Below are 19,376 nucleotides of genomic sequence, written 5' to 3' on the forward strand. Positions count from 1 at the left end.
TATAAAGTAATGGGCGCATGGGGACGTTGTAAATCTCACAAATGCTGACGGCGAGGTTACAAAGAAGTATACATATGACGCTTTTGGCGTTGAAAAGAATATTGATGATTCTGATACTAATGCTTTCCGTTACTGCGGTGAGTATTACGACGCTGAAACGGGTACGGTTTATCTCAGGGCGAGGTATTATAACCCGGCAACAGGTAGATTTATCAGCAGGGATTCATATGCAGGTAAGCTGAATGATCCGCTGAGTCTTAACCTTTATACTTATTGTGCTAATAATCCGATTTACTATAGCGATCCGACGGGGCATATAGCAGGTGTGGATGACGCAATTATAGCAGGTGCATTTATAGCAGCTAGTATTGTAAGTTTGGCAGCAACAACATTGAGTCAACCAGCAGTTCAAGAAGGTTTGTCTACAACGATAAATAAAGCATCTTATTTTGTAGAAGATGCTGTTGAGAATACTACTTCTTTACTTGCATCTGCTCTTACAACGATAGGATGCGGAATAGCAGAGTTAACAGGAATATCGTCAGCGCCTGTGTTGTCAGCTCCAACAGGTTTGATGTCAGAATTCAGTACAACTGTTGATCCGAGCGGACATAGTTACGGAACATTACCTAATGGAGATAGGATGTCCATCAACAGCGCTTCAGACGCTAAGATGTTTAATCAATTATGTTCTTCCGGAAAAGCTGATTCATCTCAGGTAAAAACCACTACTGCTCCTGTCTCGTCAGCTTCTCCTATTACCGGTGGTCTTACAACGCAGACTACTATCAAAACTACGTATACTTCCGCTTACACTCAGGAAGAGTTAGCAGCGTTGCAAAAAAAAGATCAAGGATTTTTCCCAACTATCGGAAACTGGTTTGGAAATAATGTTATAAAACCAGTTAAAAAGTTTGGAAAAGCTGTTTATCATTCAACAAGTCTTGAAATTGGATATGGCTTTGGATTTGGTTTGGAAGGAAAAGCGGCATTTATCAATGGTTCATTAATGGCAGTTCCTGTAAGGAATGAACTTATTTTCGCTGATGATTGCAAAACAAATTCAACTACTAAATTTGCCACTAGTGTTGATTTCGGAGAAGTACTTGGTTTAGGCGCAGAAGCAAAATGTTCTGCTTATAATGGTGATGGTGACGGATATTCTTGGATGATGCCAGGTCATGAATGGGATTATCAATGGGGGTTAATTTCAAGGAATGGCAATTATGCTGGAAATCAAGAGAAGGATCCACATCTAACAGTTAATATAGGAGGAAGTGCATATTTTTTAATAGGAGGAGATATAACACTTTCATTTGACTTAGATGAATTTTTAGATAGAATGGGAAGATAATAATGAATAAAATATTTTTTATTATTTCTATAATAATTTATATATTAAGTGGGTATATATCAGATGTATTTGATTTAGACACAAATAATACATTATGGTCTGGTATTTCATTTATAATATTACTTATACCCTTGAGTATAGGATGTATTGTTAATTCTAAAATATATAAGGACAAAAATTCTGCATGGAGATTTATATTTTATTATTTGTCATTCATGTTTTCATTCGGAATTTTATTGATAGCTATAATAACATCCTTTATTCTAAAAAATGTAAAAGAATGTATAATAATTTTAATTATTTATACAGTATTAAGTTTAGTATCTATTTTGGGTGCTTTTATATGTAAAAAAATAAAAAGCAAAAATAAAGGCTATTTTATCTATTTTTCTGTTTTATTTATTTTATCTTGTGTTATACATACTATTCTTATATTAACAATTGTTATATAATTAGTTTTTACAGAGCAAAACAAGCTTAAAACCTTGTTTTGCTCTTTTTCTTTACACATTTTTGAAATAATGGTATAATGTAATTGACACCTCTGCTATAATATCAAAACTGGTATAAATCCCATTAATCCATTAAGAGCAATTTTCTTTGCGGACGCTGTCCCATATGCTTCAAAATTGCCGGAGGTAATGGAAAAATATGGATTAAAAAGGAGGAGCGATTAAATGGGCGCATGGGGAGTAAAGCTATATGACAATGATGTAGCGGAAGACATAAAGAACACATATAAAGAAAAATTGCAGGAGGGCAAATCCAATGAAGAGGTTACCAATGAAATAATCTCAGATTATGAATATATGTTAGAAGATGTTGACGATGCTCCGTTGTTTTGGATGGCATTGGCAGACCAGCAGTGGAGATTAGGAAGATTACTTCCTAATGTAAAAAAACAAGCGTTGAAATGGATAGAAAAAGGCGCTGATTTACAGGTATGGTACGATGAATCGGAAAAGCTTGGAAATCAAAGAAAAAAGGTGTTGGAGGAATTAAGCTTAAAGCTTAATTCCCCACAGCCGCCTGAAAAGAAAATATATAAACGCAGGTATTACAGATGTCCATGGAAAATCGGCGATGTTTTTGCATATAAAATAGAAAGCGATCTCTCTAAAGAACACGATTTATATGGGAAATATATAATATTTCAAAAAGCCAGTGAAGTTTTAGAAGAGTTAGTGATTATTTAGAAGAAGGACATATTTGTCCCATTATCAGATGCTGGATTTCTGACGAGCCTAAATATAGTAACGAGTTGAAAGGGAAAACCAATTTTATAAGAAGCTCAAATAGAATTAATAAAAATGGAACTTTTAATTATGCTTATGGAATGACAACAACGTCAAGCAGGTCAATACCCAAAAAGATAACATATTTAGGAAATTACGAATTAAATATACCTAAAGATGATGGTGGAGATATTGAAGATTATTATAGATATTTTTCAATGGTCTGGAAGCATTTTGAAGATTTTTTAATTAAAGACTATTTAATTTGCATTTTAGGAAAATATAATTGTTATAATGATTTTAAAAAGAAAAACAAGTAATGCGCTAAAACTATATGAAATGCATTGTTTATGGGACGTAAAAGTGATGATTATGGCAAATGGCTAAATCTGGAGAACAGCTTCAAAATGGTATTTCAATCAGCAGGGATTACAAAGCTGCTGCAAGGAAATATGTTGATTTAATTGTATTACGAATCAATGCCGAAGAACAATACATAGCATATAGCAAAGCGTTTCCTTGGTATTCTGAGTGGCTGGATAAAGATAATCAAGAGCACGCTCAAGGCAATATAAATAAACTCAATGATATATTAGAAAAGTACACATAATAAGGAGAAATAATTGAAAGAGATTCTGTCTTATTGGGATGTTTCTTTAGGTTTAATCGCTATAGGCTTTGGGATTTTTAAATGGATTAAGTTTGAAAAATATAAAAAAAAGCGCAATCAACAAATGTTAAAGAATGGCAGATATAAGATTTCATATGCAAGATTTAGGTCTGATAGTCTTTCATATTCTTTATGTTATCTTATAATTACCGCTGGAATAATATTTATTTACAATAGGTTAAATGGCAATTTACCTAATATTATTGAGCTTATTAAAGAGTTTGCATCTTATTGAATAAAAATCATGGGTATAGTATAATGCTATATCCATGATTAATTTCAATCAGCAGAGATTACAAATCTGCTGCAAAAATTCAAAAGAGCAAAACAAACAATTAAGTTTGTTTTGCTCTTTTTCTTTATTACAAAAAAATATTTTAAAGGAAGTGATAATATGATATATAAACCTCAAAATGTCTACCCTCATAATACGGCTATAGACGCCTCTGAAGATAACAGCTTCTCATTTATATTTAACGGGGATCATTTAAAGGGTTATGATTTTGTGTTCTATGACGCAGGCAATAACGGACTTATTAAAAAGATGTACGTTCCTCTGTCTGCTTCGGCTGTATACAATGATTATGAATCCAGAACAAGAATGTCTTCAGGTACTTTTGAAAACGGTAAAAGCTATAAATATAAAATGAATATATATCAGGAAAAATATGATATATTCGCTGTGCAGGGAACAGTCAGATCTATTAATGTTTCTCACCCTTCTGTTCAGATTCCTATTACATACGGCATAACTGAAATTCAGAATCCCATTTATTATGAAGTAAACGGCATTCGCACTCTTTACGGGGCTTGCTGCATGGAAATTGATAACGGGACTGTAAAAGAACGAAAAATGATTACTAATTATGATCCGACTTTGAAATACGGTACAGACGACGGTTTTTACGATCCGGATAATATTATCCGGCTTTATTTTTTTATCCTAATTCATAAAAATCAATATTAGATAATAATTGTAAATAATTTGTGAACTTTTATTGTTAAGGATTGAAATTTGTATAATTTTAGTATATTATTAATAATAATCATGATTATAAAATAAACAGGAGAAATATTAAAGATGATAAATCAGTATGTTGAAGAAAAAACCTGAGGTTAGCAATTATCGGAATGCGTAAGGTGAAGTAATTAATAAATTGAGCTGGAAATTTTAGCTTGACATAGTATAATAAAAATGATTCAATCATTGCAAGCCGTAATTTCTGAATATAATACGGAAAAGGCGCTGAAGTTAAGTTGTCAGGCGCCGCCCTTAATATAGATTCGATTTTGTAATATTGTTTTAGGATCACTAATATTTATGAATGTTTATGCAATAAAAATAGATACTTCGTTGAACGATATAAATTCGTTTATTCCTTTATTATCAGAAGAGAGAATCAAAAAGATAAATAAATATATTTATGAAAATGCTCGAAAGATAAGTATATTAAGCGAAATACTGGTAAAGTATACGCTTTACAAAGAATATCGATTTTCTCCGCATTTTATTATTTTTGAATACAATGAATTTGGAAAACCGTTCCTGAAAGATTGTAAAGACATTTTTTTTAATATTTCTCATTCCGGTAACTGGATCGTATGTACGGTTAGTGAATCGCCTGTTGGTATTGATGTTGAGGGCGAAACTTCGGATGTTATCCCGATTGCCCAAAAATTTTTTTCTGAATATGAAAATGAATACATCAGAAGCGGAGGATTAAACAATCAGGATGAAATGTTTTGCAAAATATGGACGTTAAAAGAAAGTTACCTCAAATGTATCGGAAAAGGTCTGACGATACCTTTAAACTCATTTAGTTTTGAATTTCATAAGGATGAGATATTGCTGTATAAAGACAATGTCAGAATAAGTGATTTCTTTTTTATGAATAAAAAAATCGACAACGATCATTATTTATCGGTTTGTGTAAATGCCGATAAACCTGATATTGAAAATTTAGATATTACGATGGTTTCCGTTGAAAATTTACTTCTATGGAAAGAAAATATGTTTCGCTAACAGTAAAACAAAGTATAAGGGACCGCGTTTGTTTTTGTGCGATATTGTTTTAGTTGAATTAGTATTAAAATATATCAAATTAAAGATATGTACAAACTATTGAAAAGGAGATAGTATTAATGGATTTCAGCTTGACCAAAGAGCAAAAGGAATATATCAGCGAGGTAAGAAAATTTGCCGTAGAAAACCTGAACGGAAACGATGAAAAGGATTTTTTTTCAGAATCAATGTGGAAACTTACGTCTGATTTCGGTATCCTTGGAATAACTATAGGCGAAGAGTACGGCGGTATGGATGAATCTTATCTGACGGCTGCGCTTATGATAGAGGAATTAGGTTATTCCTGCAATAATAACGGCTTTGTGTTTGTAATAAATAATCATATATGGGTTTCGCAGAATCTGATATATCTATACGGTTCTGATTTTTTGAAAGAGAAATATCTGCCTGAATTGGTTACAGGTGAAAAAATCGGTGCATTTGCATTGACTGAGTGCGATTCAGGTTCTGATGCATGCAGCATGAAAATGACCGCCAAAAAAGTTCAGGGCGGATATGTATTGAACGGAAGCAAGATGTTCATATCCAATGGAACTATAGCTGATATTTTTGTTTTATTTGCTTTGGATGAAGCAAATCCCGAGAAAGTTATTTCGTTTGTTGTTGAGAAAGAATTTGCCGGATTGAAAATAGGTAAAAAGATTGAAACTTTGGGATTGAATTCATGTCCGTTAAGTGAAGTAACGCTGACTGACTGTTTTATACCGGAAGAAAATGTTCTCGGAACACCTGACAGCGGAAAAATGATTTTTATATCGGCACTTGAATGGGAAAGAATATATGAATTTGCGCCGCATATAGGAGCCATGCACCGAGTTATAGATTCATGCATGAAATATGTAAACGAAAGAAAACAGTTCGGACAGAATATAGGTGAATTTCAGGCTGTATCACACAAGATAGCGAATATGAAGATTCATTTTGAATTATCCCGTAATATGCTTTACAAAATCGCATGGATGAAAGATCAGGGAAAAAATGCTTTTACAGATGCGTCAATATTTAAGGTATTTGTCAGCGAAAGCTATATACAGGCATGCAGAGATGCTTTGCAGATATTCGGAGCATACGGATATACTAAAGAATATGATATTGAAAGAGAATTGAGAGACGCGCTCGCTTGCTCTATTTATTCGGGAACAAATGAAATACAGCGAAATACCATTTATCGTATGATGAATCTGGAATGCAGTTTGAGGTAAATAATAATGAATATAATAGTATTGATAAAACCTGTCTCTGAAAAATATGTAAATAATAATTCTGCCAATGAAGAAAACTTAGTGATAAATCCATATGACTTATATGCTCTTTCAAATATTGTTGAATTAAAAAACAAAAATAAAGATATACATATCACCTGTATAAGCATGGGTTCATTAAAAGCAAAGAACGTACTGATAAGATGCAGAGCTATCGGAGCTGACGACGTTATCTTATTATCCGACGAGGCGTTTGCGGGTTCAGATACATATGCTACCATCTATATATTGGAACAGGCTATAAAGAAAATCGGATGTTTTGATATTATCGTATGCGGTAAGAAAGCAGTAGACGGTGAAACCGGACAAGTCGGATATGGTCTTGCATATCGTCTGGGAGTTGATTGTTTTACACAGGTAAATGAAATACTTGAAGTCAACGGTAAAAATGATATAAGTACATTCGGCAATGAAATACCGGATAACAAATACAGCGGTACGATAACTTTTTCGCACATAAACGAAGAAAATGAAGAGACAATAAAAACTCCGACGCCGGTAATGCTTATTTTCGGCCCCTTTATGACACAGAAAAATATCAGTCTGCTATGCCTTAAAAGATCCATAAAAAAACCGGTTACTGTCTGGGATCATGATACATTGAATTCTGAAGTATCGTTATGCGGTTTAAAAGGTTCAAAGACTAAAGTCCTTAATGTTAAAAGTATGATGGATAAGAAAGAAAATGTTGTATTAGAAGGAACAATTGATGAAAAAGCCGAGCAGTTTTTAAGAATTTTGAAAATTGAGGAGATAAAGAAATGAAACTTGCATTTATCTGTGGAAGCGGTTATGGAAGAAGCGATTCACTAATAATAACAAGAAAACTAAGGCTTCTTGCTGACGATAATGAAAGTGAAGTATTTGTATTTATAAGAGGCAGCGAAGGAAATGACAAATACAGAGAAATCGCAAAAAACGGAGCGCACAAAGTTTTTGTATGCGATACAGGTCTTAATTCATTTATCGAAATGTGCCGTTTATGGATAATCAGAAATGATATACATATGATGGCTTTTCAGGATACCGAAGAAGGCAGAAAAATGGCATCTGTTCTTGCAATGATGCTGGACGGCGGACTTACTGCTGATTGTATCAATATTGAATATGATAAGAAAGATGGTTTTCAATTTTTCAGAGCTGCACTCAGCGACTCTATTGTTGCAAAAATAAAATGTATCAATACCGATTATCAATTGTGTACAATAAAGCAGAATTCCTTCCAGATAAAGAAGGAATTATCATATGAAACAGGAAATATTGAATATTTGAAACCTGAAAAAGAAGTAAAGGAAGCTTTGGCACAAGTAATTAGCAGTAAGAAAATCGAGAAAAAAAATGTATCGTTAGTCAATGCAGAAAGATTATTCTGTTTTGGCAGAGGTATCGGTTCAAAAGAGGAATCCGATAAACTCAGAACACTGGCTAAACTGTGCAATGCTGAAATTTCAGGAACAAGAGCAGTTGTTGAAAATGAATTGATTGAAAAGGAATATCAGATAGGGCAGTCGGGAATTTGCGTATCGCCTAAATTGTATGTCGGATTTGGCGTATCGGGCGCAAGTCAGCATGTAATCGGAATCAAGAACTCAAAAGTTATTATCGCAGTAAATAATGACGCAAACGCTCCGATTTTTGATTATTCTGATTATGTTATAATTGAGGATTGTAAGGAATTTTTAAATTGTCTTTTGGAAAAAATTGAACATTATTAAAAGATACTGAAATATTTCAATATCTTTCAGATTTTACATACGATTAGGGATAAGTGGAAAATTAGCTTTTTTAAAAAAGGAGCGTCTTATGAAAAAATATGCAGTTGCATTCCCGGGACAAGGTTCGCAGTACATTTCTATGGGAAAAAATATGTATATGCATAACAAAATAGTCAGAGATCTGTTTGATGAAGCAAGTACGATTTTAGGATATGATCTGGCAAAATTATGTTTTGAGGGAGATATTGAAGAACTTTCAAAAACAGATCTGGTTCAACCTGCGATACTTGCGACAAGTGTATCAGGATTTCATGTTTTTATGAAAAATACGGATCAGCAGCCTTCCTATTTGCTCGGGCATAGCTTAGGAGAAATTTCCGCTCTGGTATGTTCGGGAGCAATTGATTTTTCGGATGGAATAAAAATTGTAGATTTCCGCGGAAAATTGACGGGTTCCTCATTAATTGAAGATGGTTATATGGCTGCGGTCATGGGACTCGACCTTGAACGTGTCAGCGAAATATGCCGTGAACTTTCGTATGAAAATCATATTGTCGAAATATCAAATATAAATTCTGAAGAACAGATTGTTATATCAGGGCATCGTAAAGCAGTGGATGACTTTACAAAAAAGGCAGAAACACTTGGCGGAAGAATTATGAAGGTAAATACAGGCAATCCATTTCATAGTTCTTTGATGAATATAGTAAGAAATGACCTTGAAAAAAATCTTGAAAGTTATCAGTATCATGAATTCAAATACCCTGTTATATCGAATCTGACTGGTGAATGTTATTCTGATTCAAAGGATATACCCATAATGTTATCCGAACAGCTTGTAAAACCTGTACAGTGGCTGAAATCAATTCAATATATTGCCGATAATGGAATAAATAATATCATTGAAATGAAACCTCAGACGATTCTTCGTAATTTAATGATGACCAATAATATGGGAATAGAAGTTTATTCCGATGATGACCGTAAAGATCAGGAATACATAAAAGAAATCACCATGAGGCTGTCTAACCCGCTTCGTTTACCTGCTGAAGAAAAGCATAAACTGATAAGACGATGTGCCGTAAACGCTGTAAGTTCAGAAAACAAAAACTTTAACGATGAATCTTACAGAACAGATGTAGAAAAGCCGTATGAACAGCTGATTGAATTACAGAACAGTATTGTATCAGGTGACGCTGAACCGACCTATGAAGATATGAAATTTTCTTTAGACAGTCTGATACAAATTTTGAACGGTAAAAAAATTAGTACGAATGAAAAAAGTCAAATTATGGAAGATATTTTATATGATACCGGATTATATGAATTATTTCCTGATTATCTGGGCTGGAAGGTTAAATAAATGGAAAAAATGAATTATGAAGAGATTGCAATCATTGGTATGGCTGCACGATTTTCACATGCAGACAATATTGACGAACTATGGGATAATTTACGAGTCGGAAAAGACTGCGTAACAGACTGTCCTGAAGGAAGAAAAAAGGATATAGAAGATTACCTGAAATATCTTAATCTGGATAAGAAAGATATTGTTTACAGAAAAGCGGCATACTTAAAGGAAATTGATAAATTTGATTTTGAATTTTTCAGAATTCCTCCAAATGAAGCCAAAATAATGGATCCTAACCAGAGAATATTATTGGAAACTTCCTATAATGCAATTGAAGATTCTGGATATTCCACAGAATATTTTAATAATAAGAAAGTCGGATGTTATACGGGATGTCCGGCAGAGTATACAAGTAAATCATATCAGAATCTGCTTATAGATATAAGTCCTGAACTGGCAGATAATTCATTTGCAGGAAATTTGGCAGCAATGCTGCCCGCGCGTTTATCTTATTTTTTAAATCTTCACGGACCCGCTATTCTTATTGATACTGCCTGTTCTTCTTCACTGGTCGCAATTCATCTTGCATGTAAAAGTATACAGTCAGGTGAATGTGAGATGGCGCTTGCAAGCGGTATCAACCTTTTTACGTTTCCTGTTTCAAATACTATTGTCAATGCAATCGGAATCGTTGCGTCTGACGGTAAAGCAAGGACGTTTGACGATTCCTGTGACGGTGTAGGTCAGGGTGAAGGCGCGGGCGCTGTTTTACTGAAACCTTTAAAACAGGCGTTAAAAGATAACGACCATATATATGCGGTTATCAAGTCGAGCGCCAGCAATCAGGACGGAAAATCAATCGGAATAACGGCTCCAAGCGCGGCCGCACAGGAAAAAGTATTGGTCGATGTATGGAAAAAAGCAGAAATTGATCCTGAGACTATCGGTTATATTGAAGCGCACGGAACTGCAACAAAGTTAGGTGATCCGACTGAAATATCAGGAATAAATCGTGCATTCAAGAATTTTACAACAAAGAAGGGCTTTTGCGGAGTAGGTTCGATAAAATCCAATATCGGCCATACAATCGGTGCGGCAGGAGTTGCAAGTGTAATTAAAGTTGCTCTTGCACTCGAAAACAAAGAACTTCCTCCGAGTATCCATTTTGAACAGCCGAACCGAAAAATCAATTTCATTAATTCTGCTGTATATGTAAACGGCAAATTAAAGAAATGGGAAAGTCCTTATCCCAGATGCTGCGGAGTAAGTTCGTTTGGAATCAGCGGAACCAACTGCCATATTTTGTTGGAAGAAGCTCCGAAAAATTCATATGTAACTGATGAAAAAAAGAAATCGGACAGCCGTTCCGAACAGCTATTTACTTTATCTGCAAAGTCTAAAGACTCGATGAGACAGCTTATTAAGAATTATATCCGGTTTATTAAGCGGAATAGAAATGCGGATATTAATGATATTTGTTATACGGCAAATACAGGAAGAACAGATTTCAATTATCGTCTGGCAGTCACCGCTGATAGTAAAGAAACACTTCGCAGAAAACTTGAGAAGTTGGAAAACACAGTGTTAAATAGTGAAACTTTGGCGGACATAGGCGTATGGATGTCGGTCAATATGTTGGAAAATGGAGAAGAAAAGATAAATGAAAAAGAAATCGGAATTGATACTGAAAGCTTAAAATTACTTGCAGTAAAATATGTAAACGGTGAAAAAATAGATTGGGATAATATCTATCACGGCGGAGAAGGACATAAAATAAGTATTCCCGTATACTCCTTCAAGAAGAACAGATGCTGGTTTGACATTCCAGATCACGCACCTGTTTCAGCTAAGAATCCGATCGGATATTACGAACCGTCATGGGTGAAAAATATTCTATCTAAGAATGAAACACAGGAAAATTTAGTTGAAAACGTTATATGTTTCTCATGCGGCGATATTTTTACCGAAAACCTTATTGCACTTTTAATGGAAAAAAATATAAATGTATTTCGTATAACGTTTGGTGAGACTACAAAACAGACCGATAGATACAATTACGTTATCAGAGATACCGAAGAGTGTTTTGATTCATTATTCCATGAATTTGAGAAAATGAAAAATGTACATATCATATTCAGTTCTCTTTATTCAGATGATAATCTGGAGCCAGACAAGGAAATCGATACAAGGCTTCAATGCGGAATTTACAGATTTTTAAGGCTTATAAAATCACTGGCTAATATAGTAAACAGAAGCACAAGAATTACATTGCTGACCAATTATGCATATGCTGTTTCCGGAAATGAAAGTCAGATAAGACCTGATAATGCAGGTATTATCGGCTTGGCAAAGACTCTTCAATGGGAAGTACCGTTAATGAATACAAGATGTGTAGATATTGATGAAAATACTTCTGTCGAATCGGTATTAAATGAAATGTTTACAAAAAGCAAAGAATATCTGGTTTGTTATCGTAACCATGAACGTTTTGTTGAGCGTATCAGAAAGGCAGACCTTATAAGCAGAGAAAAGCCTGAAAAATCAATCAGACCGAATGGCGTATATGTTCTTGTCGGCGGTCTTGGAAGAATAGGAAGCAGGCTCAGTAACATTTTTTCTGAATCCGGAGCAAATGTTGTATTTGTGGGAAGAACAGAACTGCCGTCTCATGATAAATGGAAAGAATTTTGTGCAAATGAGAAATCGACCGAATTAAGCGCTAAGGTAGACGCGTGCCTGAAGCTTGAAAAGCTTGGCTGCAAGGTGCATTACTATAGCTGCGATGTTTCAGATTATGAAAGCACAGTATCTTTACTGGAAAATATAAGGACACAGGTCGGACCGATAAACGGAATTATTCAATTCGCCGTAGATGATTTAAGTGAAAAAATTGTGGATTTAAGCGAGGACGAATTTAAGAAATCCATGAGACCAAAGATATATGGCACAAATTTCCTGAATCAGCTTACACAGAAAGATGATATGGACTTTTTCGTAATGTTTTCTTCAGTGATGACTTTAGTATCGGGAAACGGCGTAAGCAGTTATGTAACATCAAATACATATCTTGAATCTTACGCTGAATACATGCGAAAACAGAATCGTCCCGCAACAGTAATAAGTTGGCCTGAATGGATGGGAATTGTTCTTGAAGAAAGCCTTATGTACAGTGAAGAAACTTCCATATTCAGAAAAATGCCGTTTGAAGTCGGTTATCAGGCAATTCAGCAGATACTCAGTACAGATATCAACAGAGTTATCGTCGGAGAAATAAACACAGAAAGTAAGATATATAATCTTCTTGATTACCTTCCGTTTAATTTTTCAGAAGATATCAGAAATGAACTGTTTGTAAACAATAAACAGAAAGCTGTTGAAAACAATCACATTACAGAAAATGTTAAGATAAAGGGAAGAAAAACGTCTATATATTCGGATATCGAAAAAAAATTAGCACAGTCTTATTTCAGTATAATGGGTTATGATGAAGTAGATATCTCATCGAATTTCTTTGAAATAGGCGGTGATTCCATTTCAGCTGTAAAAATATGTGTTGAACTTGAAAAGTTCAACATCGAACTTACTCCTGTAGAACTATTAAAATATCAGACTATTGAATCAATAGCGTCTTATATTGAAAAGAAGAAGGAAGAGGTTGAATGATTGGAACAAGATGAATTCTATATGATGAAAGCAATTGAAATTGCTAAGGGAAAAATACGCGGTAATGAATATCCGTTTGGCTGCTGTATAGTTTATCAGGATACGGTGATACTGGAATCAAATTCATGTTTCACAAGCAGAAATCCGTTAAATCATGCTGAAATGAATGCAATGAATCAACTTATAAATTTATACGGGGAAGCCGCGCTGAAAAAATCAGTACTTTATGCAACTACAGAACCGTGTCTCATGTGTCTGGGTGCAATAAACTGGGCGCATGTCCCAAGAGTGGTTTATGGCACATCAATAGCGGAATCTTCAAGGCTGGGATTTGATGAGATAGATATCTCCATTGATGATGTACTGCCGAAAATGCATTATTCTTTGGAAGTGAAAGGCGGCGTTTTACATGAGGAGTGTATGAATTTACTAGCTGAATGGCATAAACGAAATGAAATGATAAAAAGGTTGTTTAAAATAAGAAATGAAAATTAAAGTATGCGAAATGTTTAAAACAATACAAGGAGAAGGAAAACTGCAAGGCGTACCATCCGTTATGCTCCGATTGATCGGATGCAATCTGAACTGTGAGTGGTGTGATACGGAAGAAGTTTTGAAGAAAAATGAAACAGTTGTATATAATGAAATTACGCTTCTTTCAAAATTGAAATCTTATCATTGTTCGCATATAATAATCACGGGCGGTGAACCGTTTATTTGTCCTGAACTTGTGAAGTTTACAGAATTACTTAAAAGTAATGGTTATCATATTACTGTGGAAACAAATGGTACGAAATATTCTGATATTAAATGCGACTTGGTAAGTATGAGTCCAAAATTATCTAATTCGATACCGTTTAAGTCCGGTAATTATCATATAATAGAACAACATAATAAAAAACGTATCAATATACAAGTAATAAAAAAATTTATAAAAAATTATGATTATCAGCTCAAATTTGTGTGTCGTGATTTGGATAGTGATTTTGAAGAGGTAAAAGATATACTGGAGAAAATAGGCACATATCAGCTTGAAAATGTAATGATAATGCCGCTGGCTGATTGTAAAGAAGAACTTGAAAGAATACAGCGCAATATGGTAAGAAAATGCGTGAAATACGGATTCAGATATGCCAATAGATTACAATTGCAGATCTGGGACAATTCAGAAGAAGCATAGAAAGGTTTAAAAAGGTATTTTCTAATATGAGAAAGATTAATTTTAAAGAGAGACTTGACGATTTCTGGGTGTTTCCTAAACTTACAAAAGTTAAACATTCAGGCGATCCTGACAACAGATTTTTCGACTTTTTAAATGAGAACAGAGATTCCAATACTCCGACAAATTTATACGTCCACATTCCGTTCTGTGATTCGGGATGCGTTTTTTGCCCGTATTATAAATTACACGGAGTAAGCAGCTACAATAGCTATTTAAAGGATTATGTAGATGGTATTATCTATGAAATAAAGAAATATGCAAGCGCACCGTATTTAAATAAGATAAAGATAGAATCCGTTCATTTCGGCGGCGGCAATCCGTTCCTGATTCCTATTGAAGATCTAAGAAAAATTGTAAATGTTATCAAGGAATGTTTTGAAGTTGAAGTAAATGATAACTGGACAATGGAAGGTTCTATCAACTGTATAAAGACAGAAGAATATGTTAAGGGTCTGCTTGAATTAGGCATTAACAGAATCAGTTTTGGTGTACAGACATTTAAGGAATCTATCAGAAAAGATATGAATATCCGCGCAACTCTTGACGATATTTATAACGGAGTAAAGATACTGAAAAAGGCTGGTCTTACTGAGTATTGCATTGATATGATGTATAATTTACCTGAGCAGTCAGAAGAGGACTTTATCCGTGATTTAGAGCTTGTAACAGAACTTGATCCGTATCATATCGACATTTATAATATGGCTTTATTCCCGAATACATACCTTGACAATCTTGTTCATAAAGAAGGCAGATATACAATCAAGCCTTCAAATGAAAACAATATGAAGATGTTCAAACTCGGAGACAAGTGGCTGCTTGATCACGGTTACAGGCAGATAATCACCAATACATATTCGAGATTCCAGGAAAAGATACATATCGGTGATAAGATATATCTCAGCAACGGGAACGTTATAGGCGTCGGAGTATCTGCCAGAGGATATATTGACGGTTATGCATATAAGAATGTCTGCGATATACGTGAATATTTAGAGCGTATCAGACAGGAGAAATATCCTAAGGAATTATGCTGTGTTTGCAGCGAAGAGCAGAATCAGGACAGAACAATGGTATTCTTCCCGATACTTATGGAGATAAAGCGAGAGAATATTCTTAATTATGAAAGATACCGTGAAAGAATCGATTATATTATTGAACTCGGACTGGCAAAATGGGAAGGTGACGTTTTAAAACTTACTAAAGAAGGTATTTTCTGGTCAGGCAATATATCAGAAATATTCATCAGCGATGAGGAATGGAGAACATATATCAAATCCTTCATTAACTCAGCAAAGGAAAAATCCAATCCGTATAATGAAGACTTTATGGGAAAAGTAAGAGTAAAATTAGAGGATTAAGCTATGAACTTATATGAAATGCTGAAGCAAAGCGCAGATAAAAATCCTCAGAAAATTGCTCTTATATGTAAAAATGAATCCATTTCCTACCGTGAACTGTTTAATTTCGTAAGGAATACACAGAATAATCTGAAACAGCTGGATGTGAAACCCGGTGAAAGAGTCGGTCTTGTACTTCACAATTCTATAGAATATGTAATATGTCTCTATGCATTATCTGAAAATCAGAATATTACCTGTTTATTAAATCCTCAGTGGACAGTTTTGGAGCTAGAGAGAAAATTTATTGACGGCGCGCTGGATACTATTATTGTTGAAAGCTATGTATTTAAACATATAGAAAAGGAATATCCGAGACTATCGGATAAATATAGGATACTTCTGAAAACAGACTGTGTGGTAAAGGAAAAGAATGCCGCTTTAATAAGTGATGGGGAAGAAAAGCTTTGCAGTGATGAATCACTTCCCGCATTGATGCAAAGCTCGTCCGGAACTACTAATTTATCTAAAATGGCATATCGTACTCACAGAAATCTCGACAGAGATTCTGTTAATATCATTGAGACAATGAACTATGAATCGTCAGATGTAATATTTGCTCCTATACCGTTATGTCATGGATATGGTCTTACTATGGGAGTGATCGCTCCTATCAGATGCGGTGCAACGATATATATACAGAGGTGGTTTGAATTCAGTGAATTTATAAAGAACTATTACGACTTAAAACCCAATGTATTTCTTGGAGTACCTGAGATTTATGACTGTATGTATTCTGAACTTAAAGGAAAAAAGTTTTCGTTCATATACAATAAGTATTTTCTTTGCTCGGGTTCACCTTTAAGCAGGGAAACGGGAGAAAATTTTTACGCTGTATCTGATATATTCCCGTGTCAGCTTTATGGAATGATGGAAGTCAGTACCATATGCGTAAATAAGAAACCGGATCAGGAAACATTAACAAGCGTTGGAAAACAAATTTCTGATATTGAGATCAGATATAAACCTACAGAACGAAGCGGCTATTATGAGATATTGATACGAGGAGAGACCGTATCACAGTATTATGTCATAAATGGCGAGAAAGTTCCGGCAGTTGACAATGAAGGCTGGTATTACACAAAAGATATCGGCTTTATCAAGGATGAAAACCTGTATCTGGTCGGACGAAAAGAAAAATAAAATGGGAATGAAAGAATGCATTAGAAGTCAAGAGTTGCAAAATTTGCAGAGTACGACTTTACGAAACAAGCAAGCGCTATGCAGAAATTGCAAGATAAAAGTTTAAAGGAGGAGATATATTGAGCGCTCAGTTTGTAAATGAAAATAATAAACTGCCGGACGTTCAGAAAACTCAGGAAACAAGAAAAATATATTTACGACACGTCGGAATTAAAGACGTGGTTGTTCCGGTAACATATATTTTTAACGGTGAAGTCAATTCAAGCGTGGCAAATATGATGCTTGCTGTTGACTTGTCAGCTGATAAAAGAGCAATTCATATGAGCCGTCTTGTTGAAAGTATGAATGAATGGAACAGAGTTATTGATGATAAATCCATCTATGCCCTTTTGGATGAGATATTGGATAGATTAGAAGGATTCAACGCATATACAGAAATGGATTTTACATATTTTATCATGAAAAAAGCTCCTGTCAGTAAGAATATGGGAAGAATGAATTATCAGTGCAGGATAAAAGCAAGCCTAACAAAATCAAGACCCGCACAGTTTGAGATAGATGTAAAAGTTCCGATCACATCTGTATGTCCGTGCTCAAAATCCATCAGTAAATACGGCGCGCACAATCAGCGCGGTCTTGTAAGCGTTGCATTAAAAAATACCGATGTAGAAGCAATACCTGACGTTATCAGACGTGTAGAAGAATCCGCATCTTTCCAGTTGTACTCGCTTTTAAAGCGAGTAGACGAAAAATATGTGACAGAGCATGCATATGAAAACGCAAAATTTGTCGAGGATATCGTAAGAGATGTAACTATCAACTTACAGAAAAACAATAGATATTCGGATTTCACAGTAAATGTTGAAAATTACGAATCAATTCATAATCATAATGCATATGCAGTTATGGTTTCCAGAGATTTAGCTGAGGTGAACGTATAATGGAAAATAAAAATATGGACGTTATAAGGAAATTTATTTATAATAAAATACAGGGAGAGAATGTTCCCGGAATCAGTATTGATGACGATGTCGAATTAGTTGAAAATAGAGTCGTTACTTCTCTTGTGCTTATCCAGATAATTACAGGAATTGAGGATATAATTGAAAAACCGCTTATTACCGATGACGTCGAGATCGAAGATTTTTCTACTGTAAACAATATACTGAAGCATGTTGAAAAAGTAATGAAGGGATAAAAATGTCTGATAAAAGTGAAAATTTAATATTTGATATTTATAAAGAGGAACAGGTTTTTCATGATTCATTTCAATATTTTTGTTACAAAAATTGTTATTTAAATATATTGCGTTATTATAAGGTGAAAAATCCTGAATTTTATATAAATTATTCATTGGACTGGATATTTTTAAAAAATGATGATCTGAAATGGGGATTTGATTTTAAAATCGGAAACATAAATGATAATTTGCTGTCTCCGTTTGATAAAAAAATACTCAAAGTCGATAAAACAATTAAATCGTGCGATGAAATATGGAAGTCCGACATAGAATATTTGAAGCAGGATATACCGGTTGTGGTAGCCGTAGATGTTTATTATCTGAAATATACACCCTATTATTATAAAAAACATTCTATTCACTCGATAATAATAGCAGGATATGAAGAAGAAAACGATAAAATTTATGTGATAGACTGGTATCCTTCATGGTATTTCAAGGGTGAGATAACTAAAAATGAGCTGGATATGGCAAGAAATTCTCTGAATGACCATGACGGCATTTTAAGCGGAATACCTATTAATTATCAGAGTTCAGTTATCTGCCGCAGTGATTTCAGCGAAGATGAAATTAAACTGATAAAAAATCAGCTTGAAAAAACTCTGAACAAGTTTTATCAGGTTAACTCTGATAAAAACACTGTAAAAGGCGAATTGAACGGCTATCGTGCAATAAATGAAATCTCGGTATTCCTTGAAGATAATATGTCATTAAAAGGTCAGAAACGAGTTAAATTTCTGGAGTATATGTATGAAAAGCTATATTTCATTTATTCAAGAAAGGAATTGTTTTATTGGTTCCTTGAACGTGTAGAGGATGAATATCCGATAATATCAGTCAGAAATACTCAGGATGCGCTTGAAAAAACCATGAAATCATGGAAAATTATTCTGTCATTGATAATAAAATGTACTATAAAAAATACAAATGATGATTATGAAAAGATACTCATAATAATGGAACAGATTATGGCAGAAGAAAAACGGTTTTATTACTCTTTATATGATTTGAACCGGAGAGTAAATCTAATCACTTAAA

General features: G+C 34.2%; 19 protein-coding genes and 1 pseudogene. All 20 read left to right on the forward strand.

Annotation, left to right across the window (positions count from 1 at the left end; all coding sequences use genetic code 11):
* Positions 1-31: 31 nt before the first annotated feature.
* Positions 32-304, forward strand: a pseudogene (locus tag ACYQ0N_RS09085) (RHS repeat-associated core domain-containing protein); the annotation flags it as partial.
* 21 nt (positions 305-325) lie between these two features.
* Positions 326-1,354 (forward strand): hypothetical protein, encoded by a 1,029-nt coding sequence (locus ACYQ0N_RS09090; RefSeq protein WP_460162479.1) that lies wholly within the window; start codon positions 326-328, stop codon positions 1,352-1,354.
* 677 nt (positions 1,355-2,031) lie between these two features.
* A complete protein-coding gene (locus ACYQ0N_RS09095; protein WP_460162480.1) occupies positions 2,032-2,550 on the forward strand; it encodes a hypothetical protein in 519 nt (172 codons plus the stop codon).
* Positions 2,551-2,690: 140 nt separating this feature from the next.
* Positions 2,691-2,909 carry a hypothetical protein gene (locus ACYQ0N_RS09100; RefSeq protein WP_460162481.1) on the forward strand — a complete coding sequence of 73 codons (219 nt, stop codon included), beginning with the start codon at positions 2,691-2,693 and terminating at the stop codon, positions 2,907-2,909.
* 59 nt (positions 2,910-2,968) lie between these two features.
* Positions 2,969-3,199, forward strand: coding sequence for a hypothetical protein (locus ACYQ0N_RS09105; RefSeq protein ID WP_460162482.1), 231 nt, complete (start codon positions 2,969-2,971; stop codon positions 3,197-3,199).
* Between the two features lie 13 nt (positions 3,200-3,212).
* Complete coding sequence (locus ACYQ0N_RS09110) at positions 3,213-3,494, forward strand: hypothetical protein (protein WP_460162483.1); 282 nt, start codon at positions 3,213-3,215, stop codon at positions 3,492-3,494.
* A gap of 159 nt (positions 3,495-3,653) precedes the next feature.
* Entirely contained in the window at positions 3,654-4,226 is a 573-nt protein-coding gene (locus tag ACYQ0N_RS09115; RefSeq protein WP_460162484.1) for a hypothetical protein, read from the forward strand.
* A 354-nt stretch (positions 4,227-4,580) separates the two neighbouring features.
* Positions 4,581-5,282, forward strand: coding sequence for a 4'-phosphopantetheinyl transferase family protein (locus ACYQ0N_RS09120; RefSeq protein ID WP_460162485.1), 702 nt, complete (start codon positions 4,581-4,583; stop codon positions 5,280-5,282).
* A 119-nt stretch (positions 5,283-5,401) separates the two neighbouring features.
* Complete coding sequence (locus tag ACYQ0N_RS09125) at positions 5,402-6,544, forward strand: acyl-CoA dehydrogenase family protein (RefSeq protein WP_460162486.1); 1,143 nt, start codon at positions 5,402-5,404, stop codon at positions 6,542-6,544.
* A 6-nt stretch (positions 6,545-6,550) separates the two neighbouring features.
* Positions 6,551-7,369 carry an electron transfer flavoprotein subunit beta/FixA family protein gene (locus tag ACYQ0N_RS09130; protein ID WP_177533471.1) on the forward strand — a complete coding sequence of 273 codons (819 nt, stop codon included), beginning with the start codon at positions 6,551-6,553 and terminating at the stop codon, positions 7,367-7,369.
* Complete coding sequence (locus ACYQ0N_RS09135; protein WP_177533470.1) at positions 7,366-8,319, forward strand: electron transfer flavoprotein subunit alpha/FixB family protein; 954 nt, start codon at positions 7,366-7,368, stop codon at positions 8,317-8,319. Before ACYQ0N_RS09130 ends, ACYQ0N_RS09135 begins: the two co-directional genes overlap by 4 nt.
* Positions 8,320-8,407: 88 nt before the next feature.
* On the forward strand, positions 8,408-9,682 hold the full coding sequence (gene fabD / locus ACYQ0N_RS09140) for an ACP S-malonyltransferase (RefSeq protein ID WP_460162487.1): 1,275 nt from the start codon (positions 8,408-8,410) through the stop codon (positions 9,680-9,682).
* The gene (locus ACYQ0N_RS09145) at positions 9,683-13,333 is read left to right on the forward strand and encodes an SDR family NAD(P)-dependent oxidoreductase (RefSeq protein ID WP_460162488.1); all 3,651 of its coding nucleotides are present in this window, start codon (positions 9,683-9,685) and stop codon (positions 13,331-13,333) included.
* Positions 13,334-13,828 carry a nucleoside deaminase gene (locus tag ACYQ0N_RS09150; RefSeq protein ID WP_177533467.1) on the forward strand — a complete coding sequence of 165 codons (495 nt, stop codon included), beginning with the start codon at positions 13,334-13,336 and terminating at the stop codon, positions 13,826-13,828. It begins immediately after the preceding gene.
* Positions 13,818-14,513 carry a 7-carboxy-7-deazaguanine synthase QueE gene (locus ACYQ0N_RS09155; RefSeq protein ID WP_460162489.1) on the forward strand — a complete coding sequence of 232 codons (696 nt, stop codon included), beginning with the start codon at positions 13,818-13,820 and terminating at the stop codon, positions 14,511-14,513. The genes ACYQ0N_RS09150 and ACYQ0N_RS09155 overlap by 11 nt, the downstream gene beginning before the upstream one ends.
* Before the next feature lie 26 nt (positions 14,514-14,539).
* Positions 14,540-15,916 (forward strand): coproporphyrinogen-III oxidase family protein, encoded by a 1,377-nt coding sequence (locus ACYQ0N_RS09160; RefSeq protein ID WP_460162490.1) that lies wholly within the window; start codon positions 14,540-14,542, stop codon positions 15,914-15,916.
* A gap of 3 nt (positions 15,917-15,919) precedes the next feature.
* The gene (locus tag ACYQ0N_RS09165) at positions 15,920-17,098 is read left to right on the forward strand and encodes a class I adenylate-forming enzyme family protein (RefSeq protein WP_460162491.1); all 1,179 of its coding nucleotides are present in this window, start codon (positions 15,920-15,922) and stop codon (positions 17,096-17,098) included.
* 119 nt (positions 17,099-17,217) lie between these two features.
* Entirely contained in the window at positions 17,218-18,039 is an 822-nt protein-coding gene (gene folE2 / locus ACYQ0N_RS09170) for a GTP cyclohydrolase FolE2 (RefSeq protein WP_177533463.1), read from the forward strand.
* Entirely contained in the window at positions 18,039-18,296 is a 258-nt protein-coding gene (locus tag ACYQ0N_RS09175) for a hypothetical protein (RefSeq protein WP_177533462.1), read from the forward strand. Before folE2 ends, ACYQ0N_RS09175 begins: the two co-directional genes overlap by 1 nt.
* A 2-nt stretch (positions 18,297-18,298) precedes the next feature.
* Positions 18,299-19,375, forward strand: a complete 1,077-nt coding sequence (locus ACYQ0N_RS09180) for a BtrH N-terminal domain-containing protein (protein ID WP_177533461.1) — start codon at positions 18,299-18,301, stop codon at positions 19,373-19,375.
* Position 19,376: the final 1 nt, after the last annotated feature.

This window comes from Ruminococcus sporogenes, assembly GCF_054655175.1.

Excerpts from the sequence above, each read along its gene's own strand:
- ACYQ0N_RS09095 (WP_460162480.1), top strand. The coding sequence starts at position 2,032 with ATGGGCGCATGGGGAGTAAAGCTATATGACAATGATGTAGCGGAAGAC.
- ACYQ0N_RS09100 (WP_460162481.1), top strand. The coding sequence starts at position 2,691 with ATGACAACAACGTCAAGCAGGTCAATACCCAAAAAGATAACATATTTA.
- ACYQ0N_RS09105 (WP_460162482.1), top strand. The coding sequence starts at position 2,969 with ATGGCTAAATCTGGAGAACAGCTTCAAAATGGTATTTCAATCAGCAGG.
- ACYQ0N_RS09115 (WP_460162484.1), top strand. The coding sequence starts at position 3,654 with ATGATATATAAACCTCAAAATGTCTACCCTCATAATACGGCTATAGAC.
- ACYQ0N_RS09120 (WP_460162485.1), top strand. The coding sequence starts at position 4,581 with ATGAATGTTTATGCAATAAAAATAGATACTTCGTTGAACGATATAAAT.
- ACYQ0N_RS09125 (WP_460162486.1), top strand. The coding sequence starts at position 5,402 with ATGGATTTCAGCTTGACCAAAGAGCAAAAGGAATATATCAGCGAGGTA.
- ACYQ0N_RS09130 (WP_177533471.1), top strand. The coding sequence starts at position 6,551 with ATGAATATAATAGTATTGATAAAACCTGTCTCTGAAAAATATGTAAAT.
- ACYQ0N_RS09135 (WP_177533470.1), top strand. The coding sequence starts at position 7,366 with ATGAAACTTGCATTTATCTGTGGAAGCGGTTATGGAAGAAGCGATTCA.
- fabD (WP_460162487.1), top strand. The coding sequence starts at position 8,408 with ATGAAAAAATATGCAGTTGCATTCCCGGGACAAGGTTCGCAGTACATT.
- ACYQ0N_RS09145 (WP_460162488.1), top strand. The coding sequence starts at position 9,683 with ATGGAAAAAATGAATTATGAAGAGATTGCAATCATTGGTATGGCTGCA.
- ACYQ0N_RS09155 (WP_460162489.1), top strand. The coding sequence starts at position 13,818 with ATGAAAATTAAAGTATGCGAAATGTTTAAAACAATACAAGGAGAAGGA.
- ACYQ0N_RS09160 (WP_460162490.1), top strand. The coding sequence starts at position 14,540 with ATGAGAAAGATTAATTTTAAAGAGAGACTTGACGATTTCTGGGTGTTT.
- ACYQ0N_RS09165 (WP_460162491.1), top strand. The coding sequence starts at position 15,920 with ATGAACTTATATGAAATGCTGAAGCAAAGCGCAGATAAAAATCCTCAG.
- ACYQ0N_RS09175 (WP_177533462.1), top strand. The coding sequence starts at position 18,039 with ATGGAAAATAAAAATATGGACGTTATAAGGAAATTTATTTATAATAAA.
- ACYQ0N_RS09180 (WP_177533461.1), top strand. The coding sequence starts at position 18,299 with ATGTCTGATAAAAGTGAAAATTTAATATTTGATATTTATAAAGAGGAA.